This is a genomic window from Methanobrevibacter thaueri (genome assembly GCF_015062915.1).
GTDB classification, from domain to species: Archaea; Methanobacteriota; Methanobacteria; order Methanobacteriales; family Methanobacteriaceae; genus Methanocatella; species Methanocatella thaueri_B.
On record NZ_SUTJ01000002.1, the window covers coordinates 127,315 to 147,068 of the forward strand.

Here is a 19,754-nt window from a genome sequence, read left to right on the forward strand (position 1 = left end):
GCTGTGATAATCACTGTAGCGGTTGTCTTATTGACCACATTGAATTCAGCGCTTGTTGCATTCACTGGGTTGTACTTGTCATCGCCAGTGAAGTAAGCTTTAGCGGTGTATGTGCCGACAGGCAATGTCACATTCAATTGAGCAACCTTATTAACAATAGGGACTGTGTAGTTGTGTCCGCCAACTTCGATAATGACGGATCCACTTGTTACGTTGCCCATTGTCACTGTGATTGTAGCGTTCTTGCCGATGACAACATCAACATCAGGAACGGCAACACTATCGATTGTAGCATTGTGTTTGATGATATCAAACTCTTTTGTTGTAGCGTTAGCATAGTACTTGTCGTTTTCAGCGATTGTAGCGGTTACAATGTAGTGTCCGGCAGGCAATTCTGCAGTATTTACATTGACCATGCCGTCAACAACAGCATATTCCTTGCCGTTGATTGTTACAACAGCAGCAGTATTATTTGTAATTGTAATTTTGAAGTCTGATTCAATCTCATATACTGCACCAACATCAATGGCCACAGTGGAGTTATGCTTAATCACTGTGAATGCTGTGGAGTTAGCAGCAGCAGTGTAGTAATCGTTTTCAGCAACCTCAGCAGTAATAGTGTAGTTGCCAGCAACAGTGCCGTTGAAACTGTATACACCGTTAACAGGAGTGATTTCAACACCATTCACCTTAACAACCAATGTAGCATTACTGTTGGTAGTGACAGTAAATGTCAAGTTATTGTCGATTTCAATGATGCTGTCTGCTGTAATGATTACAGTGGCTACTGTCTTGTTGACTACATGGAATGCGTCACTTTGAGCACTGGTGTCATTGTATTTGTCATCACCTGGGTAGTATACTTTAGCAGTATAGTCACCGACAGGCAATGTAACTGTTAAAGTTGCCACGCCGTCTTTAATCGGTACAGTGTAGTTCAATCCATTGACTTCTATTAAAACGCTGCCTGTTTCAGCATTTGCCATTGTAACTGTGATAGTGGTATTGTGACCATCGACTGCAGTTACAGGAGTTACAACAACACTTTCGATTTCACTTGCATGTTTGTAAACAGTGAATGCTGTGGAGTTAGAAGCAGCAGTGTAGTAATCGTTTTCAGCAACCTCAGCAGTTATAGTGTAGTTTCCTGCAACAGTGCCGTTGAAGCTGTATACTCCGTCAACAGGAGTGATTTCAACACCATTCACTTTAACAACTAATGTAGCATTGCTGTTTGTTGTGACTGTGAATGTAATGTTATTGTCAATCTCAATACTAGCGTCAGCAGTGATATTTACCCAAGCGACGGTCTTGTCAACCACATGGAAGACATTGCTTGCGTTATTGGATGCATTGTAGTAGTCATCACCTGTGTAGTATGCCTTAGCAGTGTAGTCACCGGCAGGCAGGGCCACATTCAATTGAGCGACATGATCTTTTATTGCAACAGTGTAGTTGACTCCGTTCACTTCTATGATTACACTACCTGTTTCATTGTTTGCCATAGTGACTGTTATTGTAGTGTTTTTGCCTACAACAACGCTTTCAGGAGCTGCAACAACTGTCATGTCTGATGCCTTTTTGACAATGTTGAATGTTTTTGAAGTTGCATTTGCAAAGTACTTGTCATTTTCAGCCACGCTAGCAGATACTATGTATTCACCAGCAGGCAATTTGCTTGTATCAATTATGATATTTCCATTTGTATCAATTAAGTATGATTTACCGTTAATTGTTACATTAACAGCAGTATTGTTTTCAATTGTAATATTGAATATGTCTCCAACGTAATATTGTGGACCTACAGTGATATTTACGCTTGAGGCACGTTTTTTAATGTTGAATGAAACAGTTGAGCTGTTTCCATAATATTTGTCATTCTCATATACTGTAGCTGTAACAGTGTATTCACCAGCAGGAAGAGCAGTTGTGTCAACAACAACCTTGCCGTCTGCAACAGAGTATTCTTTACCGTTGATTGTTACAACAACAGATGTATTATTAGTAATAGTTATATCGAATTCGTCACCTACAAAGTGTCCTGGAACCTCATCGATGCTTACTGTTGAGTTGTGCTTGATTACAGTTACGACAGTTGAGTTGAATCCTTCATAGTAGTCATCTGTTTCAGCAGATCTTGCAATGATTGTAGCGGTTCCTGCAACAGTGACATTGTAAGTGTACTTGCCGTCTTTAAGCTCAACAGTCACTCCGTTTACAGTCACGTTCACCGGAGTTGAGTTGGTTACTGTGAAAGTAATGTTATTGTCAACTTCAATGACTTCAGGAGCGTCAATTATGATTGTAGGCATTTTCTTATCAGCGACAGTGAATTCTTCGCTTGTTGTGTTTGCTGGGTTGTACTTGTCATCGCCAAGGTAGTATGCATTAGCTGTGTATGTGCCGACAGGCAGGGTAACGTTCAATACAGCGACATTATCAGTGATTGCAACAGTGTAATTGTGTCCGCCCACTTCAATGATAATTGAACCTGTGGTTACGTTGCCCATTGTCACTGTAATTGTTGCGTTCTTGCCAACACCGACGTTTACGCTTGGCACTTCAATGCTTGTGATTGTAGCATTGTGTTTGATGATGTCAAACTCTTTAGTTGTGCTGTTTGCATAGTACTTATCGTTTTCGGCAATTGTAGCGGTTACAATGTAGTGACCTGCAGCCAATTCAGTAGTGTCAATTACGACCTTACCGTCTGCGACTGAGTACTCTTTACCATTGATTGTTACAACAGCTGCAGTATTATTTGTAATAATTATATTAAAGTCAGATTCGATTTCATAAACTGCACCAACATCAATAGCCACAGTGGAATTATGCTTGATTACAGTGAATACTGTGGAGTTAGTTGCAGCAGTGTAGTAATCATTTTCGCCAACCTCAGCAGTTATTGTGTAATTACCTGCAACGGTTCCGTTAAAGCTGTATACACCGTTAACAGGAGTGATTTCAACACCATTCACTTTAACGACTAATGTAGCATTACTGTTAGTAGTGACAGTAAATGTCAAGTTATTGTCAATTTCAATAATCTTATCAGCAGTGATATTTACCCAAGCAACAGTCTTGTTAACAACACTAAATTCAGTGCTTGTCGCATTAACTGGGTTGTACTTGTCATCACCAAGGAAGTATGCCTTAGCAGTGTAATCACCAACAGGCAAGGTCACATTCAATTGAGCAACCTTATCAACAATAGGTACTGTGTAATTGTGTCCACCAACTTCAATAATAACTGATCCAGTGGTTACATTACCCATTGTCACTGTAATTGTAGCGTTCTTGCCAACAACAACATCAACACCAGGAACAACAACACTATCAATTGTAGCATTGTGTTTAATGATGTCAAACTCTTTAGTTGTGCTGTTTGCATAGTATTTATCATTCTCAGCGATTGTAGCAGTTACAATGTAGTGACCTGCAGGCAATTCTGCAGTGTTTACATTGACTTTGCCGTCAACAACAGGATACTCTTTACCGTTGATTGTTACAACAACAGCAGTATTGTTTGTAATAATTATATCAAAGTTAGATTCGATCTCATAAACTTCTCCAACAGTTATTGAAACAGTAGAGTTATGCTTAATTACTGTAAACATTGTTGAATTTGAAGCTTGAGTGTAGTAATCGTTTTCAGCAACCTCCGCAGTAATAGTGTAGTTACCAGCAACAGTACCATTGAAGCTGTATACACCGTTAACAGGAGTTACAACAACGCCATTCACTTTAACGACTAATGTAGCATTACTGTTAGTAGTGACAGTGAATGTCAAGTTATTGTCAATTTCAATAATCTTATCAGCAGTGATATTTACCCAAGCAACAGTCTTATTGACAACACTGAACTCAGCGCTTGTTGCATTAACTGGGTTGTACTTGTCATCACCTAAGTAGTAAGCTTTAGCAGTGTAATCGCCAACAGGCAAGGTTACATTCAATTTAGCCACTTTATCAGTGATTGCAACAGTGTAATTGTGTCCACCAACCTCAATGATAACTGATCCAGTGGTTACATTACCCATTGTCACTGTGATTGTAGCGTTCTTGCCAACAACAACGTCAACACCAGGAACAACAACGCTTTCAATAGTAGCATTGTGTTTTACAATATCAAACTCTTTAGTTGTGCTGTTAGCATAATACTTATCATTCTCAGTGATTGTAGCGGTTACAATGTAATGTCCTGCAGCCAATTCAGTAGTGTCAATTACGACCTTACCGTCAGCAACAGGGTATTCTTTACCGTTGATTGTTACAACAGCAGCAGTATTGTTTGTAATAATTATATTAAAGTCAGATTCAATCTCATAAACTGCACCAACATCAATAGCCACAGTTGAATTGTGCTTGATTACAGTGAATACTGTGGAGTTGGTTGCAGCAGTGTAGTAATCGTTTTCAGCAACCTCAGCAGTGATTGTGTAATTGCCAGCAACGGTTCCGTTGAAGCTGTATACACCAGCAACAGGAGTGATTTCAACACCATTCACCTTAACAACCAAAGTAGCATTACTGTTTGTTGTGACAGTGAATGTCAAGTTGTTATCAATCTCAATAACGCTAGCAGCAGTGATATTTACCCATGCAACAGTCTTGTTGACCACATGGAATACATCGCTTACTGCGTTTGTAGCATTGTATTTGTCATCACCAGGATAGTATACTTTAGCGGTGTAGTCACCGACAGGTAATGTCACATTCAATACAGCAACACCATTATTTAAAGCTACAGTGTAGTTATATCCGTTGACTTCAATCATGACGTTTCCTGTTTCATTGTTAGCCATGGTCACAGTGATTGTGCTGTTTTTGCCAACAACGACATTAGGGGTTACAGCCACGCTTTCAATTTCACTGGCATGTTTATATACTGTGAATTCTGTTGCATTTGAAGCTTGAGTGTAGTAATCGTTTTCAGCAACCTCAGCAGTGATTGTGTAATTACCAGCAACAGTGCCGTTGAAACTGTATACTCCGTCAACAGGAGTGATTTCAACACCATTCACTTTAACAACCAATGTAGCATTACTGTTGGTAGTGACAGTGAAAGTCAAGTTATTGTCGATTTCAACACTGGTTGGGGCAGTTATGTTTACCCAAGCGACAGTCTTAGCGACAACATGGAAAGCGTTGCTTGTGTTGGTTGATGCATTGTACTTGTCATCACCAAGGAAGTAAGCTTTAGCTGTGTAGTCACCAACAGGCAGGGTCACATTCAATACTGCAACGCCATTGTTTAGAGCAACAGTGTAGTTGATTCCGTTCACTTCAATGATCACGTTTCCGGAAGTCACATTGACTGATGTCACTGTGATTGTTGTGTTCTTGCCCACAACGACGCTTTCAGGAGTTGCAACAACTACTAAATCTGAACTGTCTTTAAAGATACGTAATGAAGTTGAGTTGACGTTTGAAGTGTAGTTTTGATTGCCTTCGTAGACCACCACAACTTTATGGTTTCCACTAGTCAGATTAGTCACATTCAATATTACACTATGGTTAGTGAGTGTTCTTTCAAACATTTGGTCGTCAACATAGATTGTTACGTTTCCAGTTGCATTTCCAGATACTGTAATGTTGATTGTAGCGTTCTCACCGACTTTTGCATTGGTTGCATTTATAATTATAGTTGGAGTCACTTGATCAATTACAAACTTGTCACTTGCTGTCTTGTTGGTGTAGTTTTCATCACCAGGGTAGTATGCATTTACCTCATGCAATCCGGCGGAAAGGTTGTTTAATGTTAATTCTCCCACACCATTGGTCAGTTTGACTGTGTAGTTGACTCCATCGATTTCCAAGGTTACATTTTCTTTTGCATTTTCAGGCAATGTCACAGTGATTATTGTATCCTCACCGTACTCGTGCGCTTCAATATCTATGTCAATTGTCCAGTCATCAGTTGGAAGAACATGGAATATTGTTCCGTTGTTGTCTTTTGAAGCGTATTTTTCATTACCGTTATAAGTTACGTTAACTTCATGTTGGCCAGCCTCTAATCCTGCAATATCAGTTAATGTTGCAATTCCATCAGTAATATTAACTGTTCCCCTGTTGACGCCGTCAATGTATATTGTCACGTTTCCGGTAGCGTCACTTGGCAATATTACAGTCACGGTTGCATTTTCACCGTAAGTGATATTATCTGCTAGCACTCTCATTTCATAATCGTCAGTTGGACCTACTGTGAATGTTACATCAGTTGAGCTTCTGTTGAAGTAGTCATCACCGAAGTATTCAATGGTTCCTGTGTATGTGCCGTTAGTTAAATCATAGATGTCAAAGTGAGCAGTGCCATTTTCATCAAGTTCAACAAGGTATTTTTTACCGTTGCTGAGAGTCAATTTAACAAATCCTGACGCATTGATTTTTGTATTATTTTCAAGCACTTGAATGGCAATGTCTTCCACATCTCCAACTTTGATTGGAGTGTCAGGAGTCGCATTGATACTTGTGTTCCATTTGCTTACAGTGAAATAAGTGTAGTTGATTGCATGCTCATAGAAATCATTTGAAGTAATAATTGCACTTGCATAATATTCACCAGGCCCTAAATCGGTTATGTTGAATGTTGCAGTGTAATTTTCACCGTTTTTAGTCAATTGAAGATATTTTTCACGTTTTCCTGCGTAATTAACAAGCACCGGAGTACTGTTTGAATTGGTTGTAACTGTCACTGTAGCGTTTTGTCCATATAAGACATTATTAATACTTATGATTAACCATGTGTCACGAAGTGTGACTGCAAATTCAGTTTGGTTTTCAGCGCCAAGGTGAACAATATCACCATCATAGACTGCAGTTACAAAGTGGTTGTTAGCAGTTAAGTTATCAAGTGTTAAGACCGCCCATGCTTTAGTCCATCTGTCTTCATTGACAGTTATGTTAGCGTAATATTCATGACTTCCAATTATGAATCTGACAGTTTGGTCTTGAATTGTGTAGTTGGACCTTACTAGAGGCTCTAGTGTAGCATTGATTACAACTCTTCCCTGAATGGATGTGTCTGCTGTTAATTCAGTTATTGTCACTGGCATTTTAACGTTCAAACCACCTGGAAGTACAGTATTTTGAGCCAATCCATTGTCAAGACCATAGAGCAAGAATGATCCTTGATAGTACAGGTTAGGGAAATCAATCTTGTTATATGGCATGATGTAGTGTTCATCAGGGTAAACATTGTTGTAAGTGTCCAATGACCTTACGGATATGATTGTGTTTTTGTTATCATCAAATATGTGAGCCCAGAAGGTGTATGAATTGTTCCATGTTTCGTTCCAGGTCTTGTTGTCCAATATTTCAGTTGTGGTTGGAGTCATTATTGTTCCATTGTTGAATATCACATAGTCAAAGTTGTTGCCGTCAAGGTATAATGTACCGTCGTTCCATACTGAATAGTCAACTTTTCTAGCTCCAGCATCAGTGTTGTCTTCCAAGTAATAAATATCCTTATTAGGATGGGTGCTAGTAATGTTGTTTTCAGTCAAGTGAACTTCAGCATCTTTTGAAACAACAATTGTATTACCATCATTTGCAAATGTTGAATTGTAAACAGTTGAGTTTCCTGAATTGAAATATAATGCGGAAGCATTGTCAGCATTTGACCCGGAACGAGCGAATGCAGTGCTGTTGATTGTCACATTACCATCTATGTAAATTGCTCCTCCAACACCTAAACCGGATTGTGAGTCTGAAACGTGTGAGTTTTTAACAACAGTAGAATTGACGTTTTCAAAGTAGATTGAACCACCGTTATTACCCGCATAGGAATCATTGAATGTTGAATCCTCAATTGTTACATTATTTGAATTTGTCCATGATATTGCACCACCCTCTACAAATCCTTTGCTGTGGGAAGTGAAAATGTTGGATACGACTGAATCATTACAGTTCACTGCGGATATTGCACCACCGGACAAGATTGCCTGGTTAGATGTGAAATTGGAATCTGCAATTCTAAAGTTGACTGAATCAGCCCAATAGACTGCTCCACCGTCACCATATGAAGTGCCGCTAGGATCAGTGTATCCTGAAGCAGTGTTATAATTAAAGTTACAGTTTGTAATGTTCGCATTGACGGAATCCATTCCCGCTAAGGCACCACCGTGTCCGAAAGCAGAATTGGATGTGAAGTTAACGGTGTCAATGGTTACATTGTCCCCGTGTAAGAGGATGGCTCCACCGTCACCTAATGATTTACATAATGTGAATGAAGCATTGGAAATAGTGAAGTTGTCTGATTCAATACCCACATATACGGCACCACCGTTTGGAGCAACACAGTTAGTGAAGTTTGCATTTTCAATTGTACCATTGTTACCTAACCAGTCGATAGCTCCACCACGACCTCCAATTGTGGAAGTGATGAAATCGTTGGTAAAGACTGAATCATATACCTTACAGTCAGCACTGTCTGAATTTGCAAAGATTGCTCCACCGCTAAAGTCAGCAGTGTTGTTTTCGAAAGTGTAATTTCTGATTGTGATATTGTCAACACCTAGCCATGCAATGGCTCCTCCGGAAATGTCTGCATGGTTCTTGATGAATGTGTTGTTTAATCCCACTCCACCGGTAGCTCCTTCTTCACGGCATAATGCTCCACCATATTCATTAGCGATGTTGTTTGTGAATACTGAGTTGGTCAATGCCATTTCAGTAGCGTTACAGTCAATCGCACCACCATGTTTTGAAGCAGTGTTGCTGTCAAAGCGAATGTTTGAAATGTTACTGTTTGTTGAAATTCCGTTCAAGTAGATTGCACCACCGTATTCAGCGGAGTTGCCTGTGAAGTTGGTGTCAATGATTTCACCTGCGGATGCTCTCCAGTCGATTGCACCACCGTGGCTGCCTGCATCGTTGTCTTCGAAGACAGAATCGTGGATAGTGTTGGAGGTACCTTCTCCTCCAATGTAAACAGCTCCACCATTGTTACCTGCAGTGTTTTCATAGAATTCTGTTTCATTAATGTTTACGCCTGATGCAAATAAGTTAATGGCACCACCGTCTTGGGTAGCTCCGTTGCCTGTGAAGAGGTCATTTGTGATGTTTGTATTACCTGAATCACTTTCTACAAATATTGCACCACCGTTAGCTGCATGGTTGTCTGTGAAGTTTGAATTTTCGATAGCAATGTTATCGGCAACAATGTCAATTGCACCACCCAATTCATTAGCGGCGTTTCCTGTGAAAACTGAATTGTTGATGAGTGAATTGTCACTGCCATCTGCTATGTAAATTGCTCCACCGTTTACATCAGCTGTGTTGTCTATAAATTTATAATCGTTGATTTGTACACCATACACTCCCATCCAAGCAGAACCTCCACCGGAAATGCCAGCGTGGTTTGATCTGAATGTATTGTTACTACCTGTACCGTTTGTAGCATTGGATTCTCTGCATAATGCTCCACCGTATTCACCCGCATTGTTGAATTCGAATAGAACATTGTTCAATGCCATGTTGGATGAGTTGCAGTCAATAGCTCCTCCGTTTTTGGCAGCGTTATTGTATCTGAATATTACATTTGTAAGGTTACTGTTGCTTGAAACACCGTTGAGGAAGATTGCACCTCCGTATTGAGCAGTGTTTGAAGTGAAGTTTGAATCCTCTATTTCACCAGCATAAGCTTTCCAGAATATTGCACCACCGTATCCTGTTGCATTGTTTCCTACAAATGAGGAGGAGTAAACATTATTGTTTGTACCTACACCTCCGACATACAATGCACTACCGTTTACAGCAATGTTGTCATAGAACTTTGAGTTTGTTACATTTACTGCGGATGCACGTAAATCAATAGCTCCACCACGTTCTTTAGCAACGTTATTTCTCCATATTGCACCATCTATGTCTGCGTTACCTGAACTAGCACCTATGTATACTCCTCCACCGATTCTAGCACGGTTTCCTGTGAAGTTTGAGTTAGTTATTGTTGCATTAGCTCCGAAAATGGTCATTGCTCCACCAGTGCCTAAAACTGCGTCGAGTTGTTCAGTATTATTATAATAGAATATGGTTAAAGTAGGTAATACATCTGCAGTTGTAGCTTTAGAAGGATCAGGAGTATAGTCAGTAAGATAAGTCATTTCTGTGCCATCCCAAGCAATCCAAGTGAATGATTCACCACCATACCATCCTTCTGTTTTTTCGGTCACGTAGTTATCTTCAAATGTACAGTCATTGACAGAACAGTTGTGGCTGTCTACACTTGCGTAAATAGCTCCACCTGCAACATCAGCAGAGTTGTTGATGAATGTGTAATTGGTGATTGTAATACCGAAAGATCCCATCCATCCTAAAGCTGCACCGGCAACAATAGCATGGTTATTTTTGAAAACGTTATTTATACCTGCACCTGTTTTTGCATTGGTTTCCCTACATAATGCGGCACCGAATTGTGCAACATTGCCGTCGAATAATGTGCCTTCAATGTACATCATGGATGCATTACAGTCAATCGCACCACCATTATATTTAGCCTGGTTGCGCTCGAATGTACAGTTTATAATATTACTTGCATTTGATTTACCTCCAAAGTATACTCCACCACCATAATCAGCGCAGTTATCGGTAAATCTGGTATCGACAATGGTACCTGAAGAAGCAAACCAATCAATAGCTCCACCAATACCATTCATCGCATTTTCATCACCTATAGCCTTATTTCCTTCAAATACTGATGAATATACATAATTATCAGTACCTTCACCGCCGACATATACTGCTCCACCGTCTTTAGCAATATTATCATAGAAATTGGATCCGTTAATAGTAACGGCAGATGCTACAATACTGATTGCACCACCGGTAATCAATGCAACATTTTCAGAGAAAGTGGATCCGGTAACATTGATATAGCCTGAACCTTCTCCTACATAAATTGCACCACCGTCATATGCACTGTTGTTAATGAAAACGGAATTAGTGACTGTACCTTTTTCTGAATACCATTCAATAGCACCACCATGACCGTCAGTTTCGTTATCAACTGCATTGTTGGCAAAAATACAATTCAATATTTCACAGTTCAGACTGCCTTCACCAACATAAATTGCTCCTCCACTGTAACCTACATGGTTGTTATAGAATTTATAATCGTCAATGGAGATGTGTGTTGCATTTATCCATGCAATTCCCGCACCTGCATATTCAGCATTGTTATCAATGAAGGTATTGTTTACACCACGACCGTTAGTGGAATTGATTTCCCTACATAAAGCTCCACCGATATATGCAGAGTTATCCCTAAAGGTATTGTTATATAATTCCATTTTAGAAGCATTACAGTCAATAGCACCACCATGGGTGACTGCAGTGTTTTCTTCAAATACGGTATTTATAATTTGACAATCTGGAGCGGAAGCATTGAAATAGATTGCACCACCGAGACCTGCAGTGTTATTTTCAACGTGTGAATCAATTAATTTACCGTTTGCTCCAGCCCAGTATATGGCTCCTCCAATGTCGCCGTCATGATACAAAGGATCACCATATTCACCGCTGGCGTTACCTCCAACCAATACCACATTTTCAATGGTTACATATGGGGAGGTTATATAGAATATTCTTGAATATCCCGCTGCATCAATAAGCCAGCCTTCACCGCGAATTGTGAATGGGCGATTGATATGTGTTAAATTAATGCATCTGTCGTCCATGTTTTCGTGTTTGCCCATGTAAAATGGAGTGAAAGTGAAAGTCCTGTTTAAAATAATCTCGCTGTCACCACGCTCAAGAGCATCCTCGATTAATCTTTGAAGGAGTTTGAACTCACCGATTATTTCACCGTGTGCCTGTGCTGTAGTGGAATTTACCTTATACATATGAGTCAGGTCTTCGAATGAAGCAGTGATGTTATAGGTTTCATTCATTATAAGATTACTGAAAGATACATACAACATTCCGTCACGGTAGTGAGTATCATAGTTGGATGCATTTACAATTACAGAGCTGATTACTTCATGAGTGGTTGCATTGGTTAAATTCACAACAAACCTGAGCCTATTAGCTCTCCAGTCTCTAGGAGCATCAAGATAAACCGCAATGAATGGGGATTCCCTGTCAGAAATGACCCTAAGGAGCAACTTATAATCTATATTATTCTCAAATAGGGATCTGGAAATAATTTCAACATTTGTACCGTTTGTTTTAACTGTGGTTCTGCCACCATCTACTGGAATACCTATTCCATCAAAGTTATTGTAATCCCTGTAGTTATTAATTCCATTATTGGTGACATATAAGATTGCACCACCATTATAATCAGCAATGTTTTTGATGAAAGTATCATTTATTATTTTAAGACAATCCCTGTTAAAATTACTAGTGATGCCTCCATAATAAACAGCACCGCCGTTGCTCGCATGTGAATTTGTAAATGTTGAATCCTGAATTTTGGCTCCTGTTACACCCTCTGAGACATAAACAGCACCACCATCTCCATCAGCTTTGTTTGCATCGAAATTACAATTCATAATCAGTTGGGTATTTGAAACATAAATTGCCCCACCGGATACAGTAGCACTATTATTATTGAAATTACAATCATGAATATGACCAGTAGTTACACCTTTGCCTCCTGAAAATATTGCACCACCCTGAGAAGCATTGTTTCCTGTGAAATTTGAATAACCTATGTCCACAAGATAACCACCGAAAGGAACATAAATAGCACCACCATCCATAACAGCGCTATTATCAGTGAAACTATTATTTAAAATAAATATATTTCCTACATTATTTAAATAAATAGCACCACCACTAGTTGCGGAATTACCTGAAAAATCACTGTTAATAACTTTAGTAGGATTTTGTGTAGAAGAACCACCGTTAGGGAAAAATATGGCTCCACCCTGTTCTGCGGAGTTGTTTATAAATGTCATGCCATCAATTGTCACACTGTTTTTACTCCAATATAATCCTCCACCGTAACCTGCGGAGTTATTAATGAAAGTTAAATTAGTGTAGGTCATGTCAGCATTACTAGAAATATATAATCCTCCACCCCTATTTGTAGCTTCACCATTGGCAAATGTGATATTATTCGCAGTAAACTTAACTTTAGTCCATATACTTCCACCTTGGCCACAACTTTGACCACCAATGATAGCTTTATTGCCATCGAAGGTAGCATTGGTTATAATAACATTGGCACTAGTTTGATAGAGAACAATTCCTCCACCAAAGTTTGCAGTATTGTTTATGAATGTGGAATTTATGATTGTGTGCACACCGTTACCAGTACCTTTAATTAAAATAGCTCCACCACCAAGGTCATTATCATTAGTTACCCTATCACTGTAAGCAGTGTTATTTATAAATGTATTGTTGATTAAATGAATTCCTATACTTCCACCGTTTTGCAAGTATAATGCACCAGCTTCCTTTTTAGACCAGCAGTTTTGGAATACGCTGTTAGTAATAGTTAAATTGTCAGCAGGCCTTGCATACATTACTCCTCCTTGTATCCAAGTCTTAGGATTCTGCCAGTCGGTAGATGTAACATAATTGCCATCAAAAAGACATCCGTCAATGAAAATATGGGAACTTTTATCCCATAAGATAGCTCCACCATCTGCTTTGGTAGTGGACTGTACTGAATTATTGAAGAACTTGGAATCTTTTATACCACAATATTCACCATTTTGTGAGAAGTAGATAGCTCCTCCTCCTTTAGTATCGTGTCCAGGATTTGCATAAGCAGTGTTATTGTCAAAAATACAACCGGTTACATAATTGTATTTGGATCCAAGCCAGAAGAGAGCTCCACCATCAGATCTAGCAACATTGTTTGTAAAGTTGGAACCAGTAACATTAGAATCTGTACCGGTAGAATAGTAAGCACCACCATCATGATATGAATATCCATGGTCTAATGAAGAGTTAATAACATTACAGTATTGGCCTTGCAGGTAAAGAATACCTCCTTGATATGCAGATGCATCAGTGAAATTGGAACCGTCAATAGTAGCATAATTACCAACAATATATAATGCACCACCCTTATTATCAGTGACAAAACTGGATGTGGTTTTTGCATTGGTGCTGTTGAATGTTGAATTGATAACCTTAGCGTTTGCACCTTCAATGTAAATTGCACCACCGGCAACTGTAGCGTTGGAATCAATGATGTTTGAATTTGAGATAATGGCATCTATACCCTTAACATAAATGGATCCACCATTTTGTCCCACATAGGTTTTGGTGGTTGTTGTGCCGTTGATTATAACATCATAACCTTGGATATAGATTGCTCCACCTTTCCTACCATTTGCATCATTTATAGTACAGTTATCGATGAGACCGTAATTACCAAATAGATAGATTGCACCACCACCATTGGCGTACTCTTTACCGGTGTTTTGTATAGTATGAGATACGTTACAATTGTCGAAGGATGAATCTGTTATGTTTACATGGTCACCTGTAACAAATATTGCTCCACCTGCCACTTTAGCATAGGATGAAGTGACATTTACCTTTTCAATAGTGATGTTTGAACCTGTGATTTCAAGTGTACCACCATTGGAGGTTGCAGTGCCTAAGCTTATTCCCCTATTGTTGTTACATGTAATATTATAAATTTTACCGTTGCCACCCTTCCAGGAGATTGCTCCACCGTCATCTCCTGCAAAGTTGTTGTTGAATGTTGAGTTATTAAGTTCACAGTATTGACCGGATATTTCAAGCACTCCACCATCCTCTGTTGCGTTACAGTTTTCGAAAGTACAGTTGTCGATAGTGGTATAGTTACCGATTACTTTAATTGCACCTGCATTGTTCGGTGAATAACATCTGTTGAAGTATGAGTCTGAAATGGTAGTATTCTTACCTGTGATGAATAATGCACCTGCATCTGTCTCATTCAATTTACCCGCATTATGGAACACAGTGCCTAACTCAAATTTAGATCCTGTGATTGTTACATTATCCCCTGTAAGACAGATTGTTCCACCTTTTGATGTGGATGCGCCGGTCACTGCGTCATTATAAGCAACACCAGTGTTGTTGTAACAGGTGATGTTTCTAATCAAACCGTTATCACCTTCCCAGTTGATTGCACCACCATCGTCACCGGCAGCGTTGTCTGTGAATGTAGTGTTTTCGATAGTACAGTTAAATGCCCCTTCAGCAAAGTTGATTGCACCACCGTCACGACGGGCATAGTTGTCTGTGAATTCTGAGTTGAAGATGTTACCGTCGTTAGCGTTTACATCAAATGCAATAGCTCCACCGTGACCTGTTAGTTTATAATCATAACCGCTACCGTCATATGGTTCTTTATAATCGTCCCAGGTATTTGTAGCAATACCTAATGCCTCGTTGCCTATGAATTTACAGGTGTCGAATGTTACGTTATCGTTGTCCTGTAAAAAGACTGCACCTCCACGGCCCTGTGCGGTACAGTTTATGAAAGTTACATTGTAAATGTGTTCGTGGTTTCCGGTGAACATGATCGCTCCTGCGTCACCACCGGTAGTGTTGGTGTCCCAGTGGCTTGAATCCCATCCTGCATAATTTACAAGACCGTCATCGCTTTTTTTCAGGGTTCCACCATAGGACCTTGTATTTATTATTGTAATGTTTTGAAGGTCACCATACCAACCGTCATAATAGATTGCACCTGCAGAACGTGCAGCGCGAGTTCCATTAAATATACAATTATAAATCTTACCGTAGTTTGCTCCAGCTAACCAGTCAACTCCTCCACCATTGGTACCTGATGTACAGTCTATGAATTTACAGTTGTCATAAGTGACGTTGTCACTTCCGGTCATGTATGCTCCACCACCACGGCGGGCGGAATTGGAGTCTGTGAATGTACAGTTATAAATGTGACCGACATCACCATCCCAGAGGATTGAACCTCCGTCACCGCCGAAGAATTGATCCAATGCCCAATCCATTGGGGAAATTGTAGTGCTGTCCAATTCGGTTTCATCCAATAAAACCCAATTGCCATCACTGTCAAGAGTGTATGATTTGAATACTCTTAAATCTCCATTGGTGTAGTTCAATACGTATAATTTGCCTTGTTGAGCGCCAGTTGGAAGCTGATTGCTGTTGACAACGATAATGTCCTCGTATGTCAAGTCCATATCATACTGTAAGGCTTCGCCTGTTGCCCTGTTGTTGATGAAGCGGGAATTTTCAACAGTACCGTTACGTCCATCCCAGAAAATCGCTCCACCTGAACGTTTGGCTGTGTTGTTGACAAAAGTTACATTGTCAACTGTACCGCTACGAGCGCCTTTATGCCAATCGATAGCACCACCGTTTGTACCTGCAACGTTGTTTGCGAAGTATGAATGTTTGAATACGGTGTTTTCTGAAAGTTCGTTGTGACTACCTTGAAGGAAGATCGCTCCACCACGTTTAGCTGCGGTGTTGTTTACGAAGTTTGATCTTTCGATTGTACCTAATGCACCAGACCACATGATGGCACCACCGTCACCACCGATAGTAGGAACACCATGCACGTCTAAAGCTTCAACAATACCTAGAGCATGGTTATCATAGAATCTGGATTTGAATACAGTACCGTTGTGTCCATCCCAGAAGATTGCTCCACCTGAACGGGAAGCAGTGTTGTTTATGAATGTACCGTTACTTACTAAACCGTTATGCGCTCCAGCGTGCCAGTCAATAGCACCACCATTTGTGCCTGCAACATTGTCTTTGAAGTAACAATTTGTGAAGGTAGTGTTTTCACAGTTTCCATGAGTACAGTTTTGGAGGAAAACTGCTCCACCTCTACCACCAGAGGTATATGTATCATTGAATTTAGCTACATTTTCGATGAATCTACAATTATCTACAGTACCGTTGATACCAGACCATATGATTGCACCACCATCACCTATGTTTCCATGAGCATCCATTAATGCTCCTTGAGCGGTGTTGTTTGTGAAGTTGGAGTTTCTGATTTCACCATCGTGACCACTCCAGAATACTGCACCACCATTTGATCCTGCAATGTTGTCTTCAAACACTGAGTTTAAAATGTTACCGTCATGGGCACCCTCGTGCCAGTCAATAGCACCACCGTTAACACCTGCAACATTACTGATAAATCTGCAGTCATCAAATGTAGTGTTAGTACAGTTAATGGTAGTGTTTCCCTGAAGGTATACTGCACCACCCAAAACATCAGCAGTATTTGATGTGAAATTGGAAGATGTAACCTTACCTAATGTACCAGTCCAAACGATAGCACCACCATTACCACCATTAGTCAGATATGTAGCAACTGGGAAAGTCTTTCCAGTGACATTACCCCATGCATGGTTATCATTAAAGCTACAATGATTAATAGTACCATTGATACCATACCAGTATACTGCACCAGCACTTCTCCATGCAGTATTATTGGTGAAAGTGGAATAGCTTAGTACACCATCATTAGCAGCAGCTTGCCAATCAACAGCACCACCATTAAGTTTAGCCATGTTGTCTTCAAAGTTACAATGTGTTATAGTAGTGTTTATACAGTTTTCAGTAGCATTACCATGAAGGAATACAGCACCACCACGGTAAGTAGCAGTATTTTTAATAAAGTTACAATTATCCTTAATAATACCATGACTACCTACCCATAGTACTGCACCACCATCTCCACCACCGGTGACACCACCGATTTCGGATATTACTTCACCAGTAGCTTTGTTACCTGTAAAGTTAGAATTACTAATAAGACCATTATAACCACTCCAGTGTATTGCACCACCACTACGTTTAGCAGTGTTGTTAGTGAATATGGAGTTAGTTACTTTACCATCTCTTGCACCTAAATGCCAGTTAATAGCACCACCATTATTACCAGCAGTGTTATCAGTAAATGTTGAAGCATCTATTGTAGCACCAATACTATCCTCTAGATATATAGCACCACCACGACCATCAATAGCAGCGTTGTTATTGAAGGTTCCATTATAAACTCTCCAATAGGAACCTTTAATAAATATGGCACCACCATCATTAGTAGCATTATTACCTATGAATAGTACATCTTGCATTTCACCATTACTACCATAAAGATATACTGCACCACCATTGTTATCAGCAGTATTATTAATAAATGAAACATTAGTCATTGGACTAACACCCGCAGCAGTATTACCCCAATAATATATTGCTCCACCATCACTATTAGCATGGTTATTAATGAATTGTAAATTACTTGCCTGTTTAGGAATATACCTCATATACATACCTGCACCAAACTCGGCAATAGAATCACTAATATTAATATTATCAATTATTACACCTGAACCGGCAACCATAATACCTGCACCATTACGATTAGCATATGCATTGTTAATATTGACATTTGCTATGCGAACATTGGCAAGCATCATAGGAGGTCTTTCCATATACCCCATGTATATTGCACCACCTTCTCCATCGGTTGAGGAATTGGTGAAGTTACAGTTGTCAATAGTCAATATTAAAGATGGAGAATCTATGTCCCCTCCATGTGTGGTAGCGGAGTTATTTATGAATATTGAATTTTTAATGGATGCAGAGTATACTGGAATTGAAGCTGTCTGTATGGCACCACCACTTACCGCAGTGTTGTTGATGAAAGTACATCCGTCCAAATCAAGGTTCCCCCATGATTGAATTGCACCACCATTCAAACCACTATTTTCAATAAAGGTACAGTCGTAAACATTCAAATTACTACCTGTAGCTTGTGAAATTGCCGCTGTTCCCATTGAATAACCATTTATAAAGGTAATGTCCCTTAAAGTAATGGTGCCTGAAAGGGTAAACAGCTTGGATATTCCTTTTCCATCTATTGTAATCTTATTACCATTACCCTGGATAACCTTATTTGTTGAAATCTGAATACCTAAATTGGCCAAATCGAAATCCGTATCTGGATTATAGGTATAATTCTTATCCAACGTAATCGTACCCGTAGTATCACTACTTATCAATTCGTTTAAGTCTGAAAATGATCCTGCGCCACCATTATCTTCACCTAAAATATCATTTTCAGGGAGTGATTGAGACGAGAAATCATTACTTGCGTCAACAGTCTCAGTTGTCTGAGTTGTTAACATTGTTGTGTTTGTGTCATCTGTCTGCACATCAGAAGCGCTAACCGCTGAAATTGAGCAGATGAAACACATTATTAAACATATTATTAATATATCTCTTCTCTTCATAATACACCCCCTCCATTTATAAAATAGTATGTTAAATTTTAACATACATGGAGAGTTTATGCTGATATATATGTTAATATATTCTAATATATAAGGTTTGCTTTTAGCATTTTTGACAAAATTATTAAAATATATTCATAAAACTTCCTTTAAATTTAAACAATAGCAAATTCATTAAATAAATATTAATACCTTTTTAAAAAGCATGAATATATGCTGGAAAGCATCAAATTAGGCATGCCTAAAAATAAACAAAGTGATTAATACCTTATTAAATTTAAAAATAGTTTAGTTATTATTAAACAATCCAAAACATAGAGCCCAATATTGAAAATATAATGAACAATATTTAATTTAATACTTAAAATTAAACACAGAATTACCATTAAATTTGAAAACATTGCCTAAAAGGATAATGATTTGCAGATAAAAATGAACCTTGAAATCACTGAAACTCTACAATTTCCACTCGATTGACATGTGCTTTGTTATGAAATTGTATTATCCTCATCAAGTAAGAATTATTTAACAAAAATTAGTTTTGATATAATTGAACTAAATATA

Annotated in this window: 1 protein-coding gene; it reads right to left on the reverse strand. The window is 39.1% G+C overall.

Annotated features, from left to right (window positions below; translation table 11 throughout):
- Positions 1-19,190, reverse strand: a 19,190-nt coding sequence (locus E7Z78_RS02000) for an Ig-like domain repeat protein (RefSeq protein ID WP_303723500.1), incomplete at its 3' end; no start/stop codon positions are given.
- Positions 19,191-19,754: the final 564 nt, after the last annotated feature.